This window comes from Gillisella vitis (assembly GCF_021559775.1).
Taxonomy (GTDB): Bacteria; Pseudomonadota; Alphaproteobacteria; order Rhizobiales; family Rhizobiaceae; genus Allorhizobium; species Allorhizobium ampelinum.
In genome coordinates this window covers 110,370-127,404 of the sequence record NZ_CP056049.1, presented here as the reverse complement: position 1 = coordinate 127,404, position 17,035 = coordinate 110,370, and the positions used below count along the sequence as shown (strand labels likewise).

The 17,035-nt window shown below is 59.2% G+C and carries 17 protein-coding genes; 15 read left to right on the top strand and 2 right to left on the bottom strand.

Annotation, left to right across the window (positions count from 1 at the left end):
* Positions 1–2 precede the first annotated feature (2 nt).
* Together tnpB and AVCG78_RS22645 are read right to left on the bottom strand one after the other, a co-directional pair.
* Positions 3–197, bottom strand: coding sequence for an IS66 family insertion sequence element accessory protein TnpB (gene tnpB / locus AVCG78_RS22650; RefSeq protein WP_071206038.1), 195 nt, complete (start codon positions 195–197; stop codon positions 3–5).
* Between the two features lie 41 nt (positions 198–238).
* Positions 239–1,428, bottom strand: a protein-coding gene (locus tag AVCG78_RS22645) for an IS3 family transposase (protein WP_156636673.1) whose coding sequence is annotated in 2 segments (ribosomal slippage) — positions 239–1,179 and positions 1,179–1,428 — 1,191 coding nt in all. Because the reading frame shifts where the segments join, the coding sequence is not laid out codon by codon here.
* Between the two features lie 253 nt (positions 1,429–1,681).
* On the opposite strand from AVCG78_RS22645, the gene AVCG78_RS22640 reads away from it, so the two are divergent.
* From AVCG78_RS22640 to AVCG78_RS22565, 15 genes are all read left to right on the top strand, one after another.
* Positions 1,682–2,707, top strand: a complete 1,026-nt coding sequence (locus AVCG78_RS22640) for an ABC transporter substrate-binding protein (RefSeq protein WP_081363354.1) — start codon at positions 1,682–1,684, stop codon at positions 2,705–2,707.
* 35 nt (positions 2,708–2,742) lie between these two features.
* A complete protein-coding gene (locus tag AVCG78_RS22635; RefSeq protein WP_071205492.1) occupies positions 2,743–3,579 on the top strand; it encodes an ABC transporter permease in 837 nt (278 codons plus the stop codon).
* Between the two features lie 11 nt (positions 3,580–3,590).
* Positions 3,591–4,376 (top strand): ABC transporter permease, encoded by a 786-nt coding sequence (locus AVCG78_RS22630; RefSeq protein WP_139191499.1) that lies wholly within the window; start codon positions 3,591–3,593, stop codon positions 4,374–4,376.
* Between the two features lie 4 nt (positions 4,377–4,380).
* Entirely contained in the window at positions 4,381–5,466 is a 1,086-nt protein-coding gene (locus tag AVCG78_RS22625) for an ABC transporter ATP-binding protein (protein ID WP_071205494.1), read from the top strand.
* A gap of 3 nt (positions 5,467–5,469) precedes the next feature.
* Positions 5,470–6,405, top strand: a complete 936-nt coding sequence (locus tag AVCG78_RS22620; protein ID WP_071205495.1) for an N-carbamoyl-D-amino-acid hydrolase — start codon at positions 5,470–5,472, stop codon at positions 6,403–6,405.
* Positions 6,406–6,419: 14 nt separating this feature from the next.
* A complete protein-coding gene (locus AVCG78_RS22615) occupies positions 6,420–7,076 on the top strand; it encodes a helix-turn-helix domain-containing protein (protein ID WP_071205496.1) in 657 nt (218 codons plus the stop codon).
* Positions 7,073–8,938 carry an adenine deaminase gene (locus AVCG78_RS22610; protein WP_071584949.1) on the top strand — a complete coding sequence of 622 codons (1,866 nt, stop codon included), beginning with the start codon at positions 7,073–7,075 and terminating at the stop codon, positions 8,936–8,938. Before AVCG78_RS22615 ends, AVCG78_RS22610 begins: the two co-directional genes overlap by 4 nt.
* Positions 8,939–8,995: 57 nt before the next feature.
* The gene (locus AVCG78_RS22605) at positions 8,996–10,186 is read left to right on the top strand and encodes an alanine racemase (RefSeq protein ID WP_071205498.1); all 1,191 of its coding nucleotides are present in this window, start codon (positions 8,996–8,998) and stop codon (positions 10,184–10,186) included.
* Between the two features lie 79 nt (positions 10,187–10,265).
* Positions 10,266–11,264 (top strand): BMP family protein, encoded by a 999-nt coding sequence (locus AVCG78_RS22600; protein ID WP_071205499.1) that lies wholly within the window; start codon positions 10,266–10,268, stop codon positions 11,262–11,264.
* 7 nt (positions 11,265–11,271) lie between these two features.
* Positions 11,272–12,819 (top strand): ABC transporter ATP-binding protein, encoded by a 1,548-nt coding sequence (locus AVCG78_RS22595; RefSeq protein ID WP_081355414.1) that lies wholly within the window; start codon positions 11,272–11,274, stop codon positions 12,817–12,819.
* Positions 12,816–13,898: an ABC transporter permease gene (locus AVCG78_RS22590; protein WP_081363352.1), complete on the top strand. Its 1,083-nt coding sequence runs from the start codon at positions 12,816–12,818 to the stop codon at positions 13,896–13,898. Before AVCG78_RS22595 ends, AVCG78_RS22590 begins: the two co-directional genes overlap by 4 nt.
* A gap of 15 nt (positions 13,899–13,913) precedes the next feature.
* Positions 13,914–14,855, top strand: coding sequence for an ABC transporter permease (locus tag AVCG78_RS22585; RefSeq protein ID WP_071205500.1), 942 nt, complete (start codon positions 13,914–13,916; stop codon positions 14,853–14,855).
* Positions 14,856–14,864: 9 nt separating this feature from the next.
* Positions 14,865–15,653, top strand: a complete 789-nt coding sequence (locus AVCG78_RS22580) for a TatD family hydrolase (RefSeq protein WP_071205501.1) — start codon at positions 14,865–14,867, stop codon at positions 15,651–15,653.
* A gap of 320 nt (positions 15,654–15,973) precedes the next feature.
* Complete coding sequence (locus AVCG78_RS22570; RefSeq protein ID WP_156583042.1) at positions 15,974–16,156, top strand: transposase; 183 nt, start codon at positions 15,974–15,976, stop codon at positions 16,154–16,156.
* Between the two features lie 135 nt (positions 16,157–16,291).
* Positions 16,292–17,002, top strand: a complete 711-nt coding sequence (locus AVCG78_RS22565) for a DDE-type integrase/transposase/recombinase (protein WP_235694960.1) — start codon at positions 16,292–16,294, stop codon at positions 17,000–17,002.
* Positions 17,003–17,035 lie beyond the last annotated feature (33 nt).

Genomic DNA, 17,035 nt, shown 5'->3' with positions numbered 1-17,035 from the left:
AGCTATTCGATGGTCTCCGGGGTTCTCGTCTGGATGGCATGAACCCGCCGCCAATCGAGGCCTGCAAAGAGGGCTTCAAACTGGGCGTGGGTCAGCGTCATCAGACCATCCTTGATACCTGGCCAAATGAACATGTGCTCTTCCAGCCGTTTGTAGGCCATGACGATCCCGGAGCCATCCCAGTAGATCAGCTTCAACCGATCCGCCTTGCGGGACCTTGTGACCTTGCCCCCAAGTTTTATCCAGTTTTGAGTTCGCTCCAGTGGTTTTGGGTTGCTGTATTCGGGGCGGTAGCGGCGGGTTGCGGTGCGGAGCCATTTCGGCTGCGCAGCACCGCATCACGTCGCGGGTTGATGGTCTGAGCGAACTCGGCCGGTGTCAGCCAGCCTAGACCAGAGTGTGGTCGATGATCGTTGTAGTCGCCTCGCCAGTTTGAAAGCCCTGCTCGAGCATGGTTCAGTGACGAGAAGAGCGTTTCATTCAAGAACTCGTCGCGCAGCCGCCCATTGAAGCTTTCGATGAAGGCGTTCTGGATCGGTTTGCCGGGTGCGATGTAATGCCAATCGACCTTCGTCCGATCCGTCCATTGCAGGATCGCGTTGCTGGTGAATTCGCTGCCATTGTCACTGACGATCATCTTCGGCTTGCCTCGTCCCTCGATGATCCGCTCCAGTTCACGGGCAACCCGCAGGCCAGAAAGAGACGTATCGGCGACGAGGCCAAGGCATTCTCTGGTGCAATCATCGACGACGGTCAGCACCCGGAACCTGCGCCCATCGGTGAACTGATCCGACACGAAGTCGAGGGACCAGCGGTCATTGGCGGCAAGCGGGATCAGCATCGGTGCTCGTGTGCCTATCGCCCGTTTCCGACCGCCGCGCTTGCGCACCGTCAGCTTCTCTTCCCGATAGAGCCGGAAGAGCCGCTTATGGTTCACAAGGTGACCCTCACGCCTGAGCAGCACATGAAGTCGTCGATATCCAAAGCGGCGGCGTTCATGCGCCAGCGCCTTCATCCGCTCGCGAAGGTCATAGTCATCGCAGCGCCTGGTCTCGTAACGGATCGTCATCCGGCAAAAGCCGATGGCTTTACACGCCCGCCGTTCGCTCATCTGGTGGTGATCCATCAGATGAGCGACAGCTTTCCGCTTTGCTGCGGGCGTCACCACTTCTTTCCCAAAAGGTCTTTCAAAGCCGAATTGTCGAGCATCGCATCTGCCAGGAGCCTTTTCAGCTTCGTGTTTTCGTCCTCCAGCGTCTTCAGCCGCTTGGCTTCGGAAACTTCCATTCCGCCGAATTTGGCCTTCCATTTATAGATGCTGGCATCGCTGACGCCGTGCTTGCGGCAAAGCTCCGAGACCGGCGTGCCTGCCTCATGCTCCTTCAATATCCCGATAATCTGCTCGTCTGTGAAACGGTTGCGCTTCATTCTCTGGTCCTCTCAATGGGACAGAGCTTACTTCAAAATGGATTAGTTCAGTGGGGCAAGGTCAATTGAGATACAAGCACACGGTGTTCACAGAAACCGTATTTCGCATCAGCGCACCCTATGATTCGTGGGTGAATATTTTCTAACTAGAAAATATTTCTTGCTCCGGAGCAGTTATTGCACATATCCTGCGCTTATCGAGATTTCGCACACTTAATGTGCAAATTACGTCATGACACTTACGGAGCCCCGCATGACACGCATACTATCGTCCATCTTCGTGGCTTCCGTTTTGGCGGGAATCGTGACCTCGGCGTCTGCTGAGGAGAAGACACTCGTGGTCTCTGAATGGGGCTATACACCGCAACAATCCGACGAATTTCTCTACAAACCATTCGAGAAGATTTGCGGCTGCAAGGTGGTAATCGACACCGGCAACAATGCCGACAGGCTCAACAAGATGCGCATTCGCGGCGGCATCGACGTGATGTTCATCACCGACGCCTTCACCCAGCAGGGCATTGATGCCGGAGTGTTTGCCAAGATCGACCGCGCGAAGTTGCCAAACCTTTCCGAGATCTACGACATCGCCAAGGCTCCCCAGGGAGAAGACTACGGTCCGGCCTATGTCGCTGGTCATTACGGCATTATGTATGATGCCTCCAAGGTAAAGGCGCCCATCACCTCGTGGAAGGATCTTTGGCGCCCCGAGCTGAAAGGCATGGTCGCCATCCCCGGCTTCAACACGACCACCGGCCCGCTAACTGCCGTGATTGCCGGTAAGCGCGCGGGCGTCGATGCACTCACCGATCCGGACCGCGCTTTCAAAAGTCTGGCAGAACTGAAGCTCAATATACGCAAGACCTACAATACAGGCTCGGAACTGGTAAACCTGTTCTCGACCGGCGAAGTGGTTGTGGCAGCCGTTCAGGATTTTGCCGCACCCGCCATTCACAAAGCCGTGCCGAATGCCAAATGGGCTCCCCTGTCTGAAGGTGATTACGCGATCTTCAATACGCTCAACATTGGCAAGCGCGGGGCTAATCCAGAACTCGCCTACCAATTCATCAATTACAAGCTGAGCCAGGCGGTTCAGGAAAAATTTGTGGCCGTCGGCGACAGCCCGGTCAACAAAAACGTCAAGCTGCAGCCTGAGCAGATCGGCGACATGGCCTATGGCCCCGATGCCGTCTCAAAGCTGCAAAAGCCCGATTTCAAGGCAATTCAGGCACAGAAGAGCGATTGGGAACACCGCTGGAACGACATTTTCGGCCAGTGATCCGCTGACCAACAGCGTTTGGAGAACCCTATCCAATGAAACCGAAGATCGGCCGCGGTCTGCCTGCCCTCCTTGTCCTACCGGGAACGTTGATCATCCTCGCCCTGCTCGTCCTGCCGGTGATCCAGACCTTCACCGGCACGATCGGACCGGTCGGCGATCGGCTTGTGCTTTTCCGGCAGTTCTTCAGTTACGACTACAATATCACCGTCATCGTGCGGTCCATCCGCATCGCCCTGATCACCACGGTCCTCTCACTCGTGCTCGGCTATGTTGCCGCGAGCGTCATCGCGCGGACGACAGGCGTGCGGAGGCAGATTCTGCTGATCTGCGCGGTGTTCCCGCTTTTAACCAGTGCTCTCGTCAGAAGCTTTGCCTGGATGGTCATTCTCGGCCGCAACGGCATGGTCAATTCTTTCCTGCTCTCGCTTGGACTCGTCGACCAGCCCGTGCCGCTGCTGTTTACAGAGGGATCACTGATTGTCGGCCTGGTCTATCTGTTCACGCCGCTGACCATCCTGGCGTTGATCGGTGTGATTGAGGCAATCGATCAGAGCATCATCGATGCCGCGACCTCGCTTGGCGCGACGCCTGCCCGCCTGTTCCGGCAAGTCACCCTGCCGTTGATCGCGCCGGGGCTGCTTGTCGGCGGCGTGCTGGTCTTCACCGGTTCGCTTGCCGCCTTCGCCACCGGTCGGCTGCTCGGCGGCGAAGCTGAAACCATCCTGCCGACCCTGCTCAACGAAAAGGCCATGGTCAGTTTCGACTGGGATTCGGCAGGCGTCATCGCCGTCGTCATGGTGGCCATCACCTTTAGCGTCGTGCTCGTCGGTCAATATGCGGCCCGCCGCCTCAACCCTTCGGTCGGATGAGGAGCACGATCATGCCAACGACCTCTCTTTTCAGCCGGATCATGACGGGTTTCGTCTTCTTCTTTCTTCTGGCACCACTCGTCGTCATCTTCGGTGCGTCGCTGACCAATGGCAGCTTCCTCGCCTTCCCGCCGCAGGGCCTTTCATTCCGCTGGTTCTCTTTCGTTCTGGAAAACCAGAGCTTTATCGATAGTTTCAAGACAAGCTTTGTGGTCGCAACGATCGGCACAGGCTTTGCCATGCTGGTTGGCATTCCTGTCGCCTATGCGCTGGCGCGCTACCGCTCGGCCATTCCCGGCTGGTTCGGATCGATCTTCTTCCTACCGATTCTGGTGCCGGAAATCGTCTTCGGCTTTTCGCTGCTGAAATCGGTCATCGTCACATTGGAGCTGTCGGTCATGACGGCGCTTCTAATCGGCCACACCATCATCGCCATTCCCTATGCAGTCCGGGTGGTCGGGGCCAGTCTTGCGGGCTTCGATTTCAGTGTCGAGGAAGCCGCGATATCACTCGGTTGTTCGCCGCTCAAAACCTTCTTCGTCGTGGTGCTGCCCAATATTCGTTCCGGCATCGTCGCCGCCTTCATTCTGGCTTTCATTTCCTCGATGAACGACGTGTCGGTCTCGCTGTTCCTCACCGGCCCCGGCATCAGCACCCTGCCGATCAACCTGTTCACCTATGTCGAGCAACATTTCGATCCATCCGTTGCGGCAGTCTCCGTGCTGCTGATGTTGCTAACGGCGATCGTCATCGTGCTCGTCGAGCGGACGCTCGGCCTGTCGAAAGTCATGAGATAGACCTATGACCAGCCCCACCCTTTCTTTGACCGGCATCTCCGCCCATTATGGCGCGACCCGGATCCTCAACGATCTGAACCTGACGGTAAAAAGCGGCGAGCTGATCTCGCTGCTCGGCGCATCCGGTTGCGGCAAGACGACAACGCTTCGTCTCATCGCCGGCTTTCTTCAACCCTCTGCCGGTTCGATCCGGCTAGGCGAACGGGAGCTGACCAGCCTGCCGGCTTACAAGCGCGACATCGGCCTCGTCTTCCAGAACTATGCGCTGCTGCCGCATCTCTCCGTCATCGACAATGTCGGTTTTGGCCTCAAGCAGCGCGGTATCGCCACAGCCGAGCGGCACCGGCGTGCCATGGACATGCTGGATATTGTCGGCATGAGCCATCTTGCCGACCGGCTCCCGGCAGCCCTGTCCGGTGGCCAGAAGCAGCGCGTGGCACTGGCGCGCGCGCTGGTCATTGATCCGCCCCTGATGATGTTCGATGAACCGCTCTCCAATCTCGATGCCAAGCTGCGGGTCGACATGCGTGTGCAGATTCGCCGTCTGCAGATGGAAGGCGCGCGCACCGCAGTCTATGTAACCCACGATCAGGAAGAGGCATTCTCGATTTCCGACAAGGTGGCGATCATGGATGCGGGCCGCATCGTCCAGATGGATACGCCGGAGGTGCTCTACCGCCGCCCGGCCAACGCTTTCGTCGCCCGTTTCGTCGGCTTTGACAATATCCTGCCCTTCCATGTCATCAATCGCCGGAGCGATGGAAATGTTGAAGTGATGTTCGATGGCGGCAACCAAATCGTCATTTCGGCCGCCGACTATGGCGAGATCCCCGACCGAGGGCTGATCGCGGCACGCCCGGAAGGCCTGAGCCCAGATGCGTCTGGCAAAGGGATCGAGACCACCATCGGGCTTCGCACATTTCTCGGCCGCAGCTATCAGTATCATTGCGAAAGTGCGGCCGGAAAGCTGGTGGCGCTCGGCGACATCGAGTCGCCCTACGCGGCAGGCGCGACGGTTCACCTGTCGATCAATCCGCTCCATAGCGCCATCCTGCCGCATGAAGATCTGGCCAAGAAGAAGGATAACTGAGCCATGAGCCGCTTTATCAACCTTGCCTGCGCGCAGATGGGCCCGATTGCCCGCACCGACAGCCGTGCTGTAGTGGTCAAGCGCCAGATCGCGCTTTTGCGCGAGGCAAAGTCACGCGGAGCCGACTTCGTCGTTTTTCCTGAGCTCGCGTTCACCACCTTCTTCCCGCGCTGGCTTTTGTCCGATCAAGCTGAAATCGACAGTTTTTTTGAACGCGACATGCCGGGACCGGAGACGCAGCCGCTGTTCGATGCGGCGAAAGACCTCGGCATCGGCTTTTACATCGGCTATGCCGAGCTTGCCGAGGAAGAGGGTCAGACACGACGTTTCAACACCGCGATCATCGTCGACACCATGGGAGAAATCGTCGGAAAGTATCGCAAAATTCATCTTCCGGGCCATGCGGAGCCGGTCGAGGGTAGAGCGTCGCAGCATCTGGAAAAGCGTTATTTCGAGCCGGGCGATCTCGGCTTCCCAGTCTGGCGAACGCTCGACGGCATCATTGGCATGTGCATCTGCAACGACCGTCGCTGGCCCGAAACCTACCGGGTGATGGCACTGCAAGGGGCTGAGCTGGTCTGCGTCGGCTACAACACGCCCGACGACCATACGGGGGTCTTCGACTTCGACCAGCTGACCGGCTTCCATCACCAGCTGTCATTGCAGGCCGGTGCTTACCAGAACGCCACCTGGGTGGCCGCGGCGGCCAAGGGCGGCTGCGAGGAAGGCTCCAACATGATCGGTCTTTCAATGATCGTCGCGCCGTCCGGCCAGATTGTCGCCATGGCCTCGAGCACCGGCGACGAGCTGATCAGCGCCCGATGCGACCTCGATATGGGCACGCTCTACAAGCGCACGATCTTCGATTTTGCCCGGCACCGCGAGCCGTCGCATTATGGTCTGATCGTCGAGCGCAAGGGCGCTGTCGTCGAGGTTTGACGCAGGAGGATTGGATGACATTGCAAAAGAACCCGGAACCTGCATTGGCAACAGACGGCCGCACGCTCGACAGACAGGTCAGTGCGCCAATCGGGCAGGTCCTACAGCGCATCCGCCGCGACAACAATTGGACGCTGGCCGAGGTCTCGCGCCGCACCGGCGTATCGATATCGTCTTTGTCAAAGATCGAGAACAACCAGTCGACGCCGGCCTATAGCGTGCTGGTAAGGCTCGCCGAAGGTCTCGATATCGATTTCGCCGAACTGTTCGGCGGCTCCACCCAGAGCTTTGCCGCCGCCGCCCGGGTGATCACCCGCGCAGGCCAAGGCACTACCTACACCAACAAGATGGGCGTCTACGAGGCTCTTGCCGCGGGACTTGCGGAAAAGTCAATGCAGCCGATGGTCATCGACATTCCCGGCCTTACCTCCAACCAGAAGGCCGTGCGTAGCGCCCACAAGGCGGAAGAATTCGTCTATGTCATTGGCGGAGCCGTCACTTTCTTCATGGAGCCCTACGCCCCTGTCGTGCTGCAGGTCGGCGACAGCGTCTATTTCGACAGTGCCAGTGAGCACGGCTTTTCCTCAACCACCGAGCAGCCGGCCCGTATTCTTTCCGTCTGCCTGGAGCGGCCCGGAACAACCAACTATTCTATCGAGGACATCGCGTGACCCAGCCACTCGCAGACATTGCCATCGACGCCGCTAATGAGATCCTGATCCGCCAGCGCCTGACGCTGGTGGCACTCGGCAAGCTGAAGGCCGACGTCGCCCTGCGCGTCGGCCGCCTGCTCGATGTTGCCACCCGCAGCTGGGCAGAAGACCAGGAAATCATCATCAAAGACCGTCGCATCGCCTATGTCGGCAAGGCAGGCAGCTATCCGGGCGAGGTCGAGACGCGAATTCATGAACCGGATCTTGCCGCCGTGCCCGGTCTAGGCGAAGTCCACAAGCATATTGAAAGCTCGCATCTGACTCCAGAATGGGAGGCAGCTCTGGTGCTGCCGCGTGGCAATACCTGGACATGCGAGGCCAGCCACGAATTTTCCAATGTCAACGGTCCCAAGACGCTGGAGTTTTGGCTGAAGGCGCGCGAAGCTGGTTCGCCGCTGAAGATCTTTCCGCTGCCCGGCTCCGCCGTGCCGCCGACTGCCTATGAGCATGGCGGCGGCTATTTTGGCTACGATGAACAAAAGGCCTTTTTGCAGGACAGTCTGATGACCGCCGGTCTTGATGAAGTCATGGACTGGCCGGCCGTTTGGAACCCGGAAAATCCCTCCTACGACCGCCTCTGGGGCATGATCCGCGCCACTTTCGAAAAACGCGCCGTCGTCGAGGGACATGCAGCTGGCATCCGTGATCTCCCGACCATCAACGCCTTTGCCGCCGCCGGGCTCTCCTCCGACCATGAGGCGTGGACGGTCGAGGAATTCTGGGAGAAGCTCACCCACGGCCTGTTCATGGAGTTGCGGCCGCACAGCCTGCCGGAGGTCATTCGCGGCCTGCTTGATCGCGGGCTTTCCGACTGGTCGCAGATCGCGCTGACGACCGACGACCGTTCGGCTTCCGATACGCTGAAACTCGGAGCCACCGACTACAATGTCAGACTGGCGATTGAAGCGGGGCTTGCGCCAGAAATCGCCATCCAGTGCGTGACGATCAATCCGGCGCGCCACATGCGCCTTACGCCCTGGGTCGGTTCAATCGCTCCGGGTCGCTATGCCGACATCGTGCTTCTATCGGATGTCGAGACATTTCAGATTGCCAAAGTCTGGGCTGACGGCCGCCAAGTCTCGGACGGCAAGACCTATCTGCCTCAGGTGCCCCGGATCGACTGGCCAGATTGGGCCACCAAGACGGTCAATATCGGGCGGGCGTTGACCGCCGATGACTTTGCCATCAAGGCCGAAGCGGGACGCGAGACAATGACGGCGGCTGTGCTGCGCCCGTTCCATTGGACCGACGATTTCCTCACCTTCGAATTGCCGGTAAAGGATGGGCTCGTCCAGCGCGATGCAAGCCGCAACATCACCAAATTTTCCATCATCGACCGCTATTCCGGCAAGGCCGGGGTATCAAAAATGTTCTGGCTCGGTTGCGGGCCAGCAACATCAGGGACAGCACTCGCCTGCTCGATGGCACATGACAAGCACAACATCTGGAGCGTCGGCTCCTGCGACGAGGCCATGGCCAAGGCGGTCAATGCCGTCGCGGATAATGACGGCGGCTGGGCGCTGGTGCGTGAAGGCGAACTCGTCGCCCGCGTGCGTTACGAGGTGGCCGGACTGATGAGCTACCGATCCGCCGAAGCGCTGCATGAGGAGATGCAGGCGCTTTATGCCGAAGGCGAAAAGATCGACTGGATGTACGAGCCGACCTTCCAGCCACGCTGGTCACCGGGCTTTCCCGAACGGCTAGCATTCGCGACGCTCACCTGTGCGCCTTGGCGCTGGGTGCTGGTGGCACCGAGCGACTACGCGCCTGAGGGTCTCGTCAACGTGCAGACCGGCGAGACCCACGCCGTGGTCTTCTAGGTATCCCGTGGATGCGGTGCCCTTAAGCAGGGGGCCGAAAAACAACGAAAGCATGTGATGACAGCAAAGCAAGTCCCCGACACTCAGCCTGACGACCCCGGGCTCCGCAGCCGCTTTCACGGCTTCGAGCGGCTGGATCAGCCGCGGGTGGTGGTCGATATGCCGACTCTGCGCAACAATATATCGCATATGGCGGCCATTGTCGGCGGCAACGCCGCCCTACATCCGCATGTCAAGACTCATAAGAGCCTGGGTATTGCCCGCTTGCAGCGACACGCGGGTGCGGCGGGCTTTACCGCCGCCACACCGCACGAAGCCCTGATGTTACTGCGCGCCGGCTTTGCTCCGGTCACGCTTGCATACCCGCTCGTTTCGCTGGCGACCGCCACCACGCTGATCGAAGCCACTGATGCCCCATCAGACATCCGCTTCATCGCAGACAGCAGCGAGACGATTGATGTCCTCTCGCGCGCCGCTGTGTGTTACGGATCCAGCGTCTCGGTTTTTCTCAAGGTCGATGTCGGGCTGCATCGCTGCGGCGTCGATCCGCATGATCCGGATGCTGTGGCACTGGCCATCGCGATCGAGCGGGATCCTCGGCTGGATTTCGCCGGGTTGCTGTCCCATTCTGGCCATGCCTATGGCGCGGGCGACCCCGCGGCCATCCGTGCTATTGCCGGAGACGAACTCGACCTGCTGCGCGCGTTGCGCCAGCAACTGCACATATCCGGTATCACCGTTCCAAAGATATCCGTGGGCAGCACGCCAACACTGCTGGCCAATGCAGGCTTCGACGATATCGACGAGGTGCGCCCCGGCAACTACGTTTTCTACGACCTGACGGCCGCGCGGCTTGGAATTGCCCGGCGCGCCGATATAGCACTGGCGATCGCCGCGCGGATCGTCTCCGTCAACAGCCGCTATGCCATCGCCAATGTCGGCTCGAAGCTGCTGTCATCGGATCTCGGAGCCCATGGCACATCGGCCACGAACAGCTTTGGCGAAGCCTGGATGCAAGATCGCACAGCACCGCTCGTGGTGGCCAAACTGTCAGAGGAACATGCCTTCCTCGTCCATGACGGCAATTGCCCCGCCATCGGTACACCTGTTTTGATCCTGCCGAACCATTCCTGCCCAGTGGCCAATCTGAGCGGCGGCCTTCTCGCCCTTGGTGGCGAGGGGGAGCCACCGTACACCCTGGGGACAGAAGGTGTGCTCCGCTGGTCGGATTCGGCTGCTGCACCATGACCAACATTGACGCCAACACTGCCATGCACCCTGCCGATGCAAGCAAACCCAGACCGTTGAACCTGAAAGGAAAAAGCCAATGATCGCCCCGCCACTCTTGTTATCCGTGTTCAGACGGGCCGCAACGCTGATTGCCCTGCTGCTGTCGCTTGTCACAGTAGTGATGCCCGCCGCCGCGCAACAACCGCTAAAGATCGCCATGATCCTGCCCGGCCCGATCAGCGACAATGACTGGAATGCCGGCGGCTATAACGGCCTGCAAGCGGCCGGCAAGGCGCTGGGCGTCGAGGTCGCCTATTCCGAGAACGTCACTGATGCCGATGCCGAACGGGTCATGCGAGACTATGCCTCGCGCGGCTACGGGCTGATCTTCGCGCATTCCTTCTCCTATGGTGATGCCGTACTCAACGTTGCTGCCGACTTTCCCGGCACGACCTTCATGGCGGGCACGGCGCAGAGCCTCGCCCCCAATGTCGGAACCTACGACAATCCGGACTATCAGGGTGCCTATTTGAGCGGAATGCTCTCCGCCGGTGCCAGCAAGAGCGGCATCATCGGCTGGGTCGGTGGCAATCCGGCACCCAACATGCTGGCCAATTTCCATGCCTGGAAGCTCGGCGCAGAGGCTGTCAATCCGAAGGTGAAAGTGCTCATCACCTTCATCGGCTCCTGGTTCGATCCGCCCAAGGCCAAGGAAGCCGCCATCGCCCAGGTCGAGCAGGGTGCTGACGTGCTAAGCGCACAGGCCGTCGGCGTCATTGATGCCGCCCAAGAAAAGAAGGTGCTGGCAATCGGTGCCGTGTCGGACCAGAATCACCTCGGCCCGAATGCCGTGCTGACAAGTGTCCTTTGGGACCTTGGTCCGCTCGTCACCGACACCGCAAATGCGGTCATGAACAAGACATGGACCAGCAAAGCATGGACCTATGGCGTTGCCAAGGGCTCGATCAAGCTTGCCGATTTCCATGGTCTTGGCAATCGAGTACCGGCCGACGTCCAGGCGAAGGTGGATGCGACCTTTACCGCCATCAAGGCCGGGACGTTTGAAGTGCCGCATGACACCTCTATGGTGAAATGATGCTCGTATGACCAGCAATCCTGCTCTTTCCCCCGCTTGCGAGCTGATGCCAGTGCCACTTGAGTTGCGCGGCATCACCGTGCGCTTCGGCGAATTCGTCGCCAATAACGACATCAGCTTCTCGGTGGGCCGGGGCGAGATCCACGCGCTGCTCGGTGAAAACGGGGCTGGCAAGAGCACTCTGATGCGTGTCGTTGCCGGCCTCCAGCAGCCGCAGACAGGCGAGATCAGGGTGGACGGCGAGATCGTCCACCTGCACTCTCCGCTTGATGCCATGGCGCTAGGCATCGGCATGGTCCACCAGCACTTCATGCTGGTGCCGACATTATCGGTGGCTCAGAATGTCTGCCTCGGACTGACACGAGCCGGACGTATCTTTCCGAACCTGCGCAAGGTTGCCGCTGACCTCGCTGAAATTTCACGAAGCTACCGGCTTGATGTCAATCCTTCCGCAATGGTCGGCGACCTCTCCGTCGCCGGACGTCAGCGGGTCGAAATCGTCAAGGCTCTCTATCGCGGTGCCCGAATCCTCGTGCTCGACGAACCGACGGCCGTGTTGGCACCACAGGAGGTGGACGGGCTTTTCGATGTCCTACAGAAACTTGCGCAAGCGGGTACGGCCATCGTCTTCATCAGCCACAAACTGCACGAGGTGATGAAGATCAGTGATCGCGTGACCATTCTGCGCCACGGCCGCTCTATTGCCTGTCTCGACAAGCAGGAGACTTCCATTGCCGAATTGTCGCGCCTGATGATCGGCGGTGACACTGAACTGCCGACGGTCGAAGACAGCAAAGGGCGCGCGGGCGATGAATGCCTCAGGGTCGATCATCTTGTCTATCGCAATGATCAGGATAGTCTTCGCCTCGACGATATCAGCTTTTCGATCCGCGCTGGCGAGATCGTCGGTTTTGCCGGGGTCGACGGCAACGGCCAGCAGGAGCTTGCCGAAACGATCGTCGGGCTGATCAAGCCACAACAGGGTGCAATCAGCATCAACGGTGTCGATGTCTCCGACGCCAGCCCCGGCGTGCGCATTGACAACGGCCTTGCCCATATTCCGGAGGACCGGCACCACACAGCACTGGTCGACCTCCCCATTCGCGACAATGCAATCCTTGAGGTTTCGGGACGCCGGCCGTTTTCGCGCTTCGGTTTGATGCAGGCCAAGGCTGCGGCAGTTTTTGCGCGGCAACTTATCGAGCACTACGACGTGCGTTGTACTGGCCCATCCCAGAATATTCTGACGCTGTCCGGCGGCAATCAGCAAAAGGTGGTCCTCGGACGTGCGCTGATGCGCGAACCCGAACTGATCGTCGCCGTGCAGCCCTCCCGGGGGCTCGATGTTGGTGCGACCGCTTTCGTTCATCGCCAACTCATTGCCCAGCGCGAGCGGGGTGCCGCAATCATGCTGATCTCCACGGAACTGGATGAGATTCTTGCCCTGTCCGACCGTATTCTGGTACTGTTCAATGGGCGTATTGTCGGCAATCTGTCGCGCGAAACCGTGACGGTCGAGCGCCTTGGTGCTCTGATGCTTGGAGGTCAGGAATGACAATTTCTGACATGCCCATTCCAGCGGCTCCTGAGCGAATGCCCCTCGCTCGTCTGTGGCTGAAAGCCTTTCTGCCAGCCGCTGCCGCCTTCCTTTTGGCCCTTGCGGCCGGTGCCGGTCTTATTCTTCTGTGGGGCGGGAATCCGGTCGTCGCCTATTCCGCGCTGGCCGCTGGTGCCTTCGGCAGCTGGAACAGTCTTGCCGAAACGCTGCTACGGTCGATCCCGCTCACCTTTACCGGCCTTGCAGTCGCCGTCGCTTTTCGTGGCGGGGCCTTCAATGTCGGTGCCGAGGGGCAGCTCTATGTCGGCGCAACAGCCGCTGCCGCCTGTGCCCTCTGGCTGCCCAGCCTGCCTGGCTACCTGATCTTGCCGTTGATGATGGCTGGCTCCATGGTTGCCGGTGCCGCCTGGGCCGGGCTTGCCGGGGTGTTGAAGCTCCGTTTCGCCGCCTCCGAGCTGATCACCACCATCATGCTCACCTATGTTGGCATCTACCTCGTGTCCTACCTGCTGCACGGTCCTCTTCAGGAAGCGGCGGGGTATCTGCCGCAGACAGAGCGTCTGCCGGCTGCTGCCCGCTTTGCCAGCCTCATTGCGGGCACCCGCCTGCATATGGGCCTCCTTGTGACGCTAGGTACCGTGGTGGTGATGCAATTCCTGATCTGGAAAACGGTGTGGGGATTCCGGCTGCGGGTGACGGGTCTCAATACGCGCGCGGCACTGGCGGCAGGCATGGCAGTCGGCGGCCTCAGCATGTCTGCCTTCCTGGTCAGCGGCGCGCTTGCTGGCCTTGCCGGTTTCATGGAAGTCGTTGGCGTGCAGCACAGGATGATTGAGACCCTGTCACCGGGATACGGCTATACGGGCATCATCGTCGCACTGCTCGGCCGGACCAGCCCGCTCGGCGTCGTTATCGCAGCTGTGCTCTTTGCCGCCCTTCAGGTCGGGGCAACGACGATGGAAGCGGCGGCTGGCGTGCCTGCAACGCTCACCGTCATCATCCAGGCACTGGTGGTTCTGTTTCTCATCGGACGGCCGGGGATTGATCAACTTCTTCACATTCTGCGTCGGAGATAAGCCTTGGGAACCGTCATGTCATTTCTCTCCGACCCTGTCACCCAAGGTTATCTCGAGGCCAGCATGCGGCTTGCCATGCCAATCATGCTGGCAGCACTCGGTGGTATTTTCGCCGAGCGATCCGGCGTCCTCAACATCGCGCTTGAAGGGATGATGCTGGCCGGCAGTTTCACCGGCTTCGTTGCGGCCTACACAACCGGCAATCTGTGGCTTGGCGTCGTTGCCGGAATGCTGGCAGGAACGGTCGTCGGCGCGGTCCTGATGCTCTACGCGGTCTTGATTGGAAGCAATCAGGTCGTGGTCGGTGTTGCTATCAATCTGCTGATTGTCGGTGTGACGAGTTTCCTTTACCGGTCCGTCTTCGGTGTGGGCACGGCGACACCGCGCGTTTCATCCTTTGCACCCGTCGATCTTGCATGGCTGTCAAACCTTCCGTTGGTCGGGCCGCTGTTGTTTCATCAGGCCCCGATCGTCTATGTCGGGCTGATCCTTGTGCCGGTGGTCTGGATCGTAATGACGAAGACCGCGTTTGGATGGCAGGTCACGGCCGCAGGTGAACACCCGGAGGCGCTGGAGACACTTGGCATTTCGGTGACCCGAACCCGCTTTATCTGCCTGTTGATTTCAGGCCTGCTGGCGGGGCTGGGAGGTGCCTTTCTGTCCTTGAGTGCGACGGGTATCTTTATTGACAACATGACGGCGGGACGCGGCTATATCGCGCTTGCCATTCTGGTGCTCGGCCGTCGGCATCCGCTCGGTGTCCTACTGGCCGCCATGCTGTTCGGCGCAGCGGACGCGCTGCAACTTCGTGGCCAAACACTCGGCATCGCATTGCCCTACCAAGCATTCCTGACACTTCCCTATATCCTGACCATTCTTGTCCTCGTCATGTTTGCTGGCAAGGCACGTAATCCAGCGGCACTCGGCATTCCGTTCCGCCGCGCATCAAGCGAGTAAAGGCTCCCGATGATAGTTGACAGCCACTGCCACCTCGATTTCGATGACTTCAATGCCGACCGCGATGCGGTCATGACACGCGCAAGCCAGGCCGGAATCGGCGTTCTCCTGACGATCGGCATCCGGGTTCGGCAATTCGAACGGGTCCTAGCGATTGCCGAGCGCTACCCTCATGTCTACTGTAGCATCGGCACCCTCCCCCATTTTTCCGATGAAGAGCGCGACGTCACGGCGGCCGAATTGGTCAACCTAGCACGTCACCCCAAGGTCGTCGGCATCGGGGAAGCAGGGCTCGACAGGTTTTATGGCAATGCCTCCTGGGATGCCCAGATTGAGGTATTTCAGGCTCATATCGAGGCCTCCAGACAGACCCAACTGCCGCTGATCATCCACTCGGTGCGCGAGGATGAGGCCATGGCCGATATGCTCATTCGCGAGACGAAAAAAGGCCCTTTTCCAATCGTCATGCATTGCTTTACCGGCGGGCCGGCACTGGCCGAAACCGCACTTTCGCTTGGTGCCTATGTGTCGTTCTCCGGACTTTTAACCTATGCGGATAACGCTGCCCTACGTGACATCGCTGCAACCATTCCGGACGATAAACTCCTGGTCGAGACCGACTCGCCTTCGCAGGTTCCAGTTCCCTTGCTGGAGGAACGAAACGAGCCGGCCTTCATTCTCAACACAATTGATGTCCTCGCGATTGCCAGAAACACCCGTCCGGAAATTGTCATGCGCCAAACAACCAGTAATTTCTTTTCCGCGTTCACGAAAATATCTCCGAGGTTGATTATGTAGAGTTCTGCGACGATCCCAGTTGGAATCAGTAAAATTAACGGGCTGCGGACGAAAGTACTGCCCTCCGCTCTCGCTTATGCGGCCTGCGGGCATTCGATCTCATTCCACATTTGCATGGCTTCGGTTCTCAGGTCGCGGTAGTGGTCGGATGCGATCTCGTGGCGGGGAATGTGAAATAGATTGGCGAGGCATTGTTGCAGCGATCCCGAGGTTACTGCTATCAGGCGACTATTTTTGGTCTCAGGATATTTTTTGATGCCGCATAAGCTTAATGAAGGCCATCAGCACAAGATACCCAGGCAGAAATTCAAGGTCCCGAATTGGGCGAGTACAATGAAAGTCTTCGTCAGCGCGGTGATTTGACGGTCTGGATAAGCAATGATGCGATTATCCAGTGGTCGGCTCCGCAACGCAAATCCCGTGGCGGTCAGCGGAAATATTCTGACTTGGCGATTACGATGTGCCTGACCCTGCGGATTGTTAACAATCAGCCGTTACGTTAAACTCAGGGCCTGATGTGCGGTATCGCGAAACTGATGGGCGTTGGGATCACCGTTCCGGATTTCTCGACTTTGTTACGCCGGAAGGTGGCATCGCCTTAACGGCTTGGTTGGGATCGACTTGTTATTCGGGTTGTCATGACCGAAGCTGCTCATATTGACTTCAGACGCCACCGCTTTCCCGCTGAGATCATTGCTCATGCCGTATGGCTCTATGATCTGTTCCCACTCAGCCTACGCGACGTCGAAGATCTGTTGGCCGAGCGCGGTATCAACGTCTCATTCCAGACGGTCTCGGAATGGGCGGGGAAATTCGGCTTGAAGTTCGCTCATCAGCTCAGACGGCGCTCACGCGGCCACTTTGCCGACAAGTGGCATCTCGATGAAATGGTGGTGTCCATAAAGGGGAAAATACTGGCTGTGGCGTGTCGTCGATGCCAACGGCTACGTTCTCGATGCTCTGCTACAAAGCCGCAGAAACAAGAGAGCCGCTCTTCGGCTGATGCGCAAACTGCTGAAGGGCCAGGGCGTCACGCACGCGTGATGGTGACAGACAAGCTGGGCTCTTACTCCGCCGCAAAGCGACAGCTCATGCCGGGTATCGAGCACCGTTCACACAAAGGGCTCAACAACGGCGTCGGGAATTCTCACCTTCCCGTGCGACGACGAGAGCGACACATGATGCGGTTCAAGCCGGCGTGGCAATGCCAGCGTTTCGTCTCAACCCACGGCCAGATTGCCAATCTTTTCCATCTTCATCGACAACACCTGACCGCCGCCGATCATCGCGAACTCCGCGCCCACGCCAGCACCACCTGGCGTGAGATCGCCTTGTCAATCAAAGCGTGATATTCACGCCGAAGCAACGATCGCGTGCTGTGC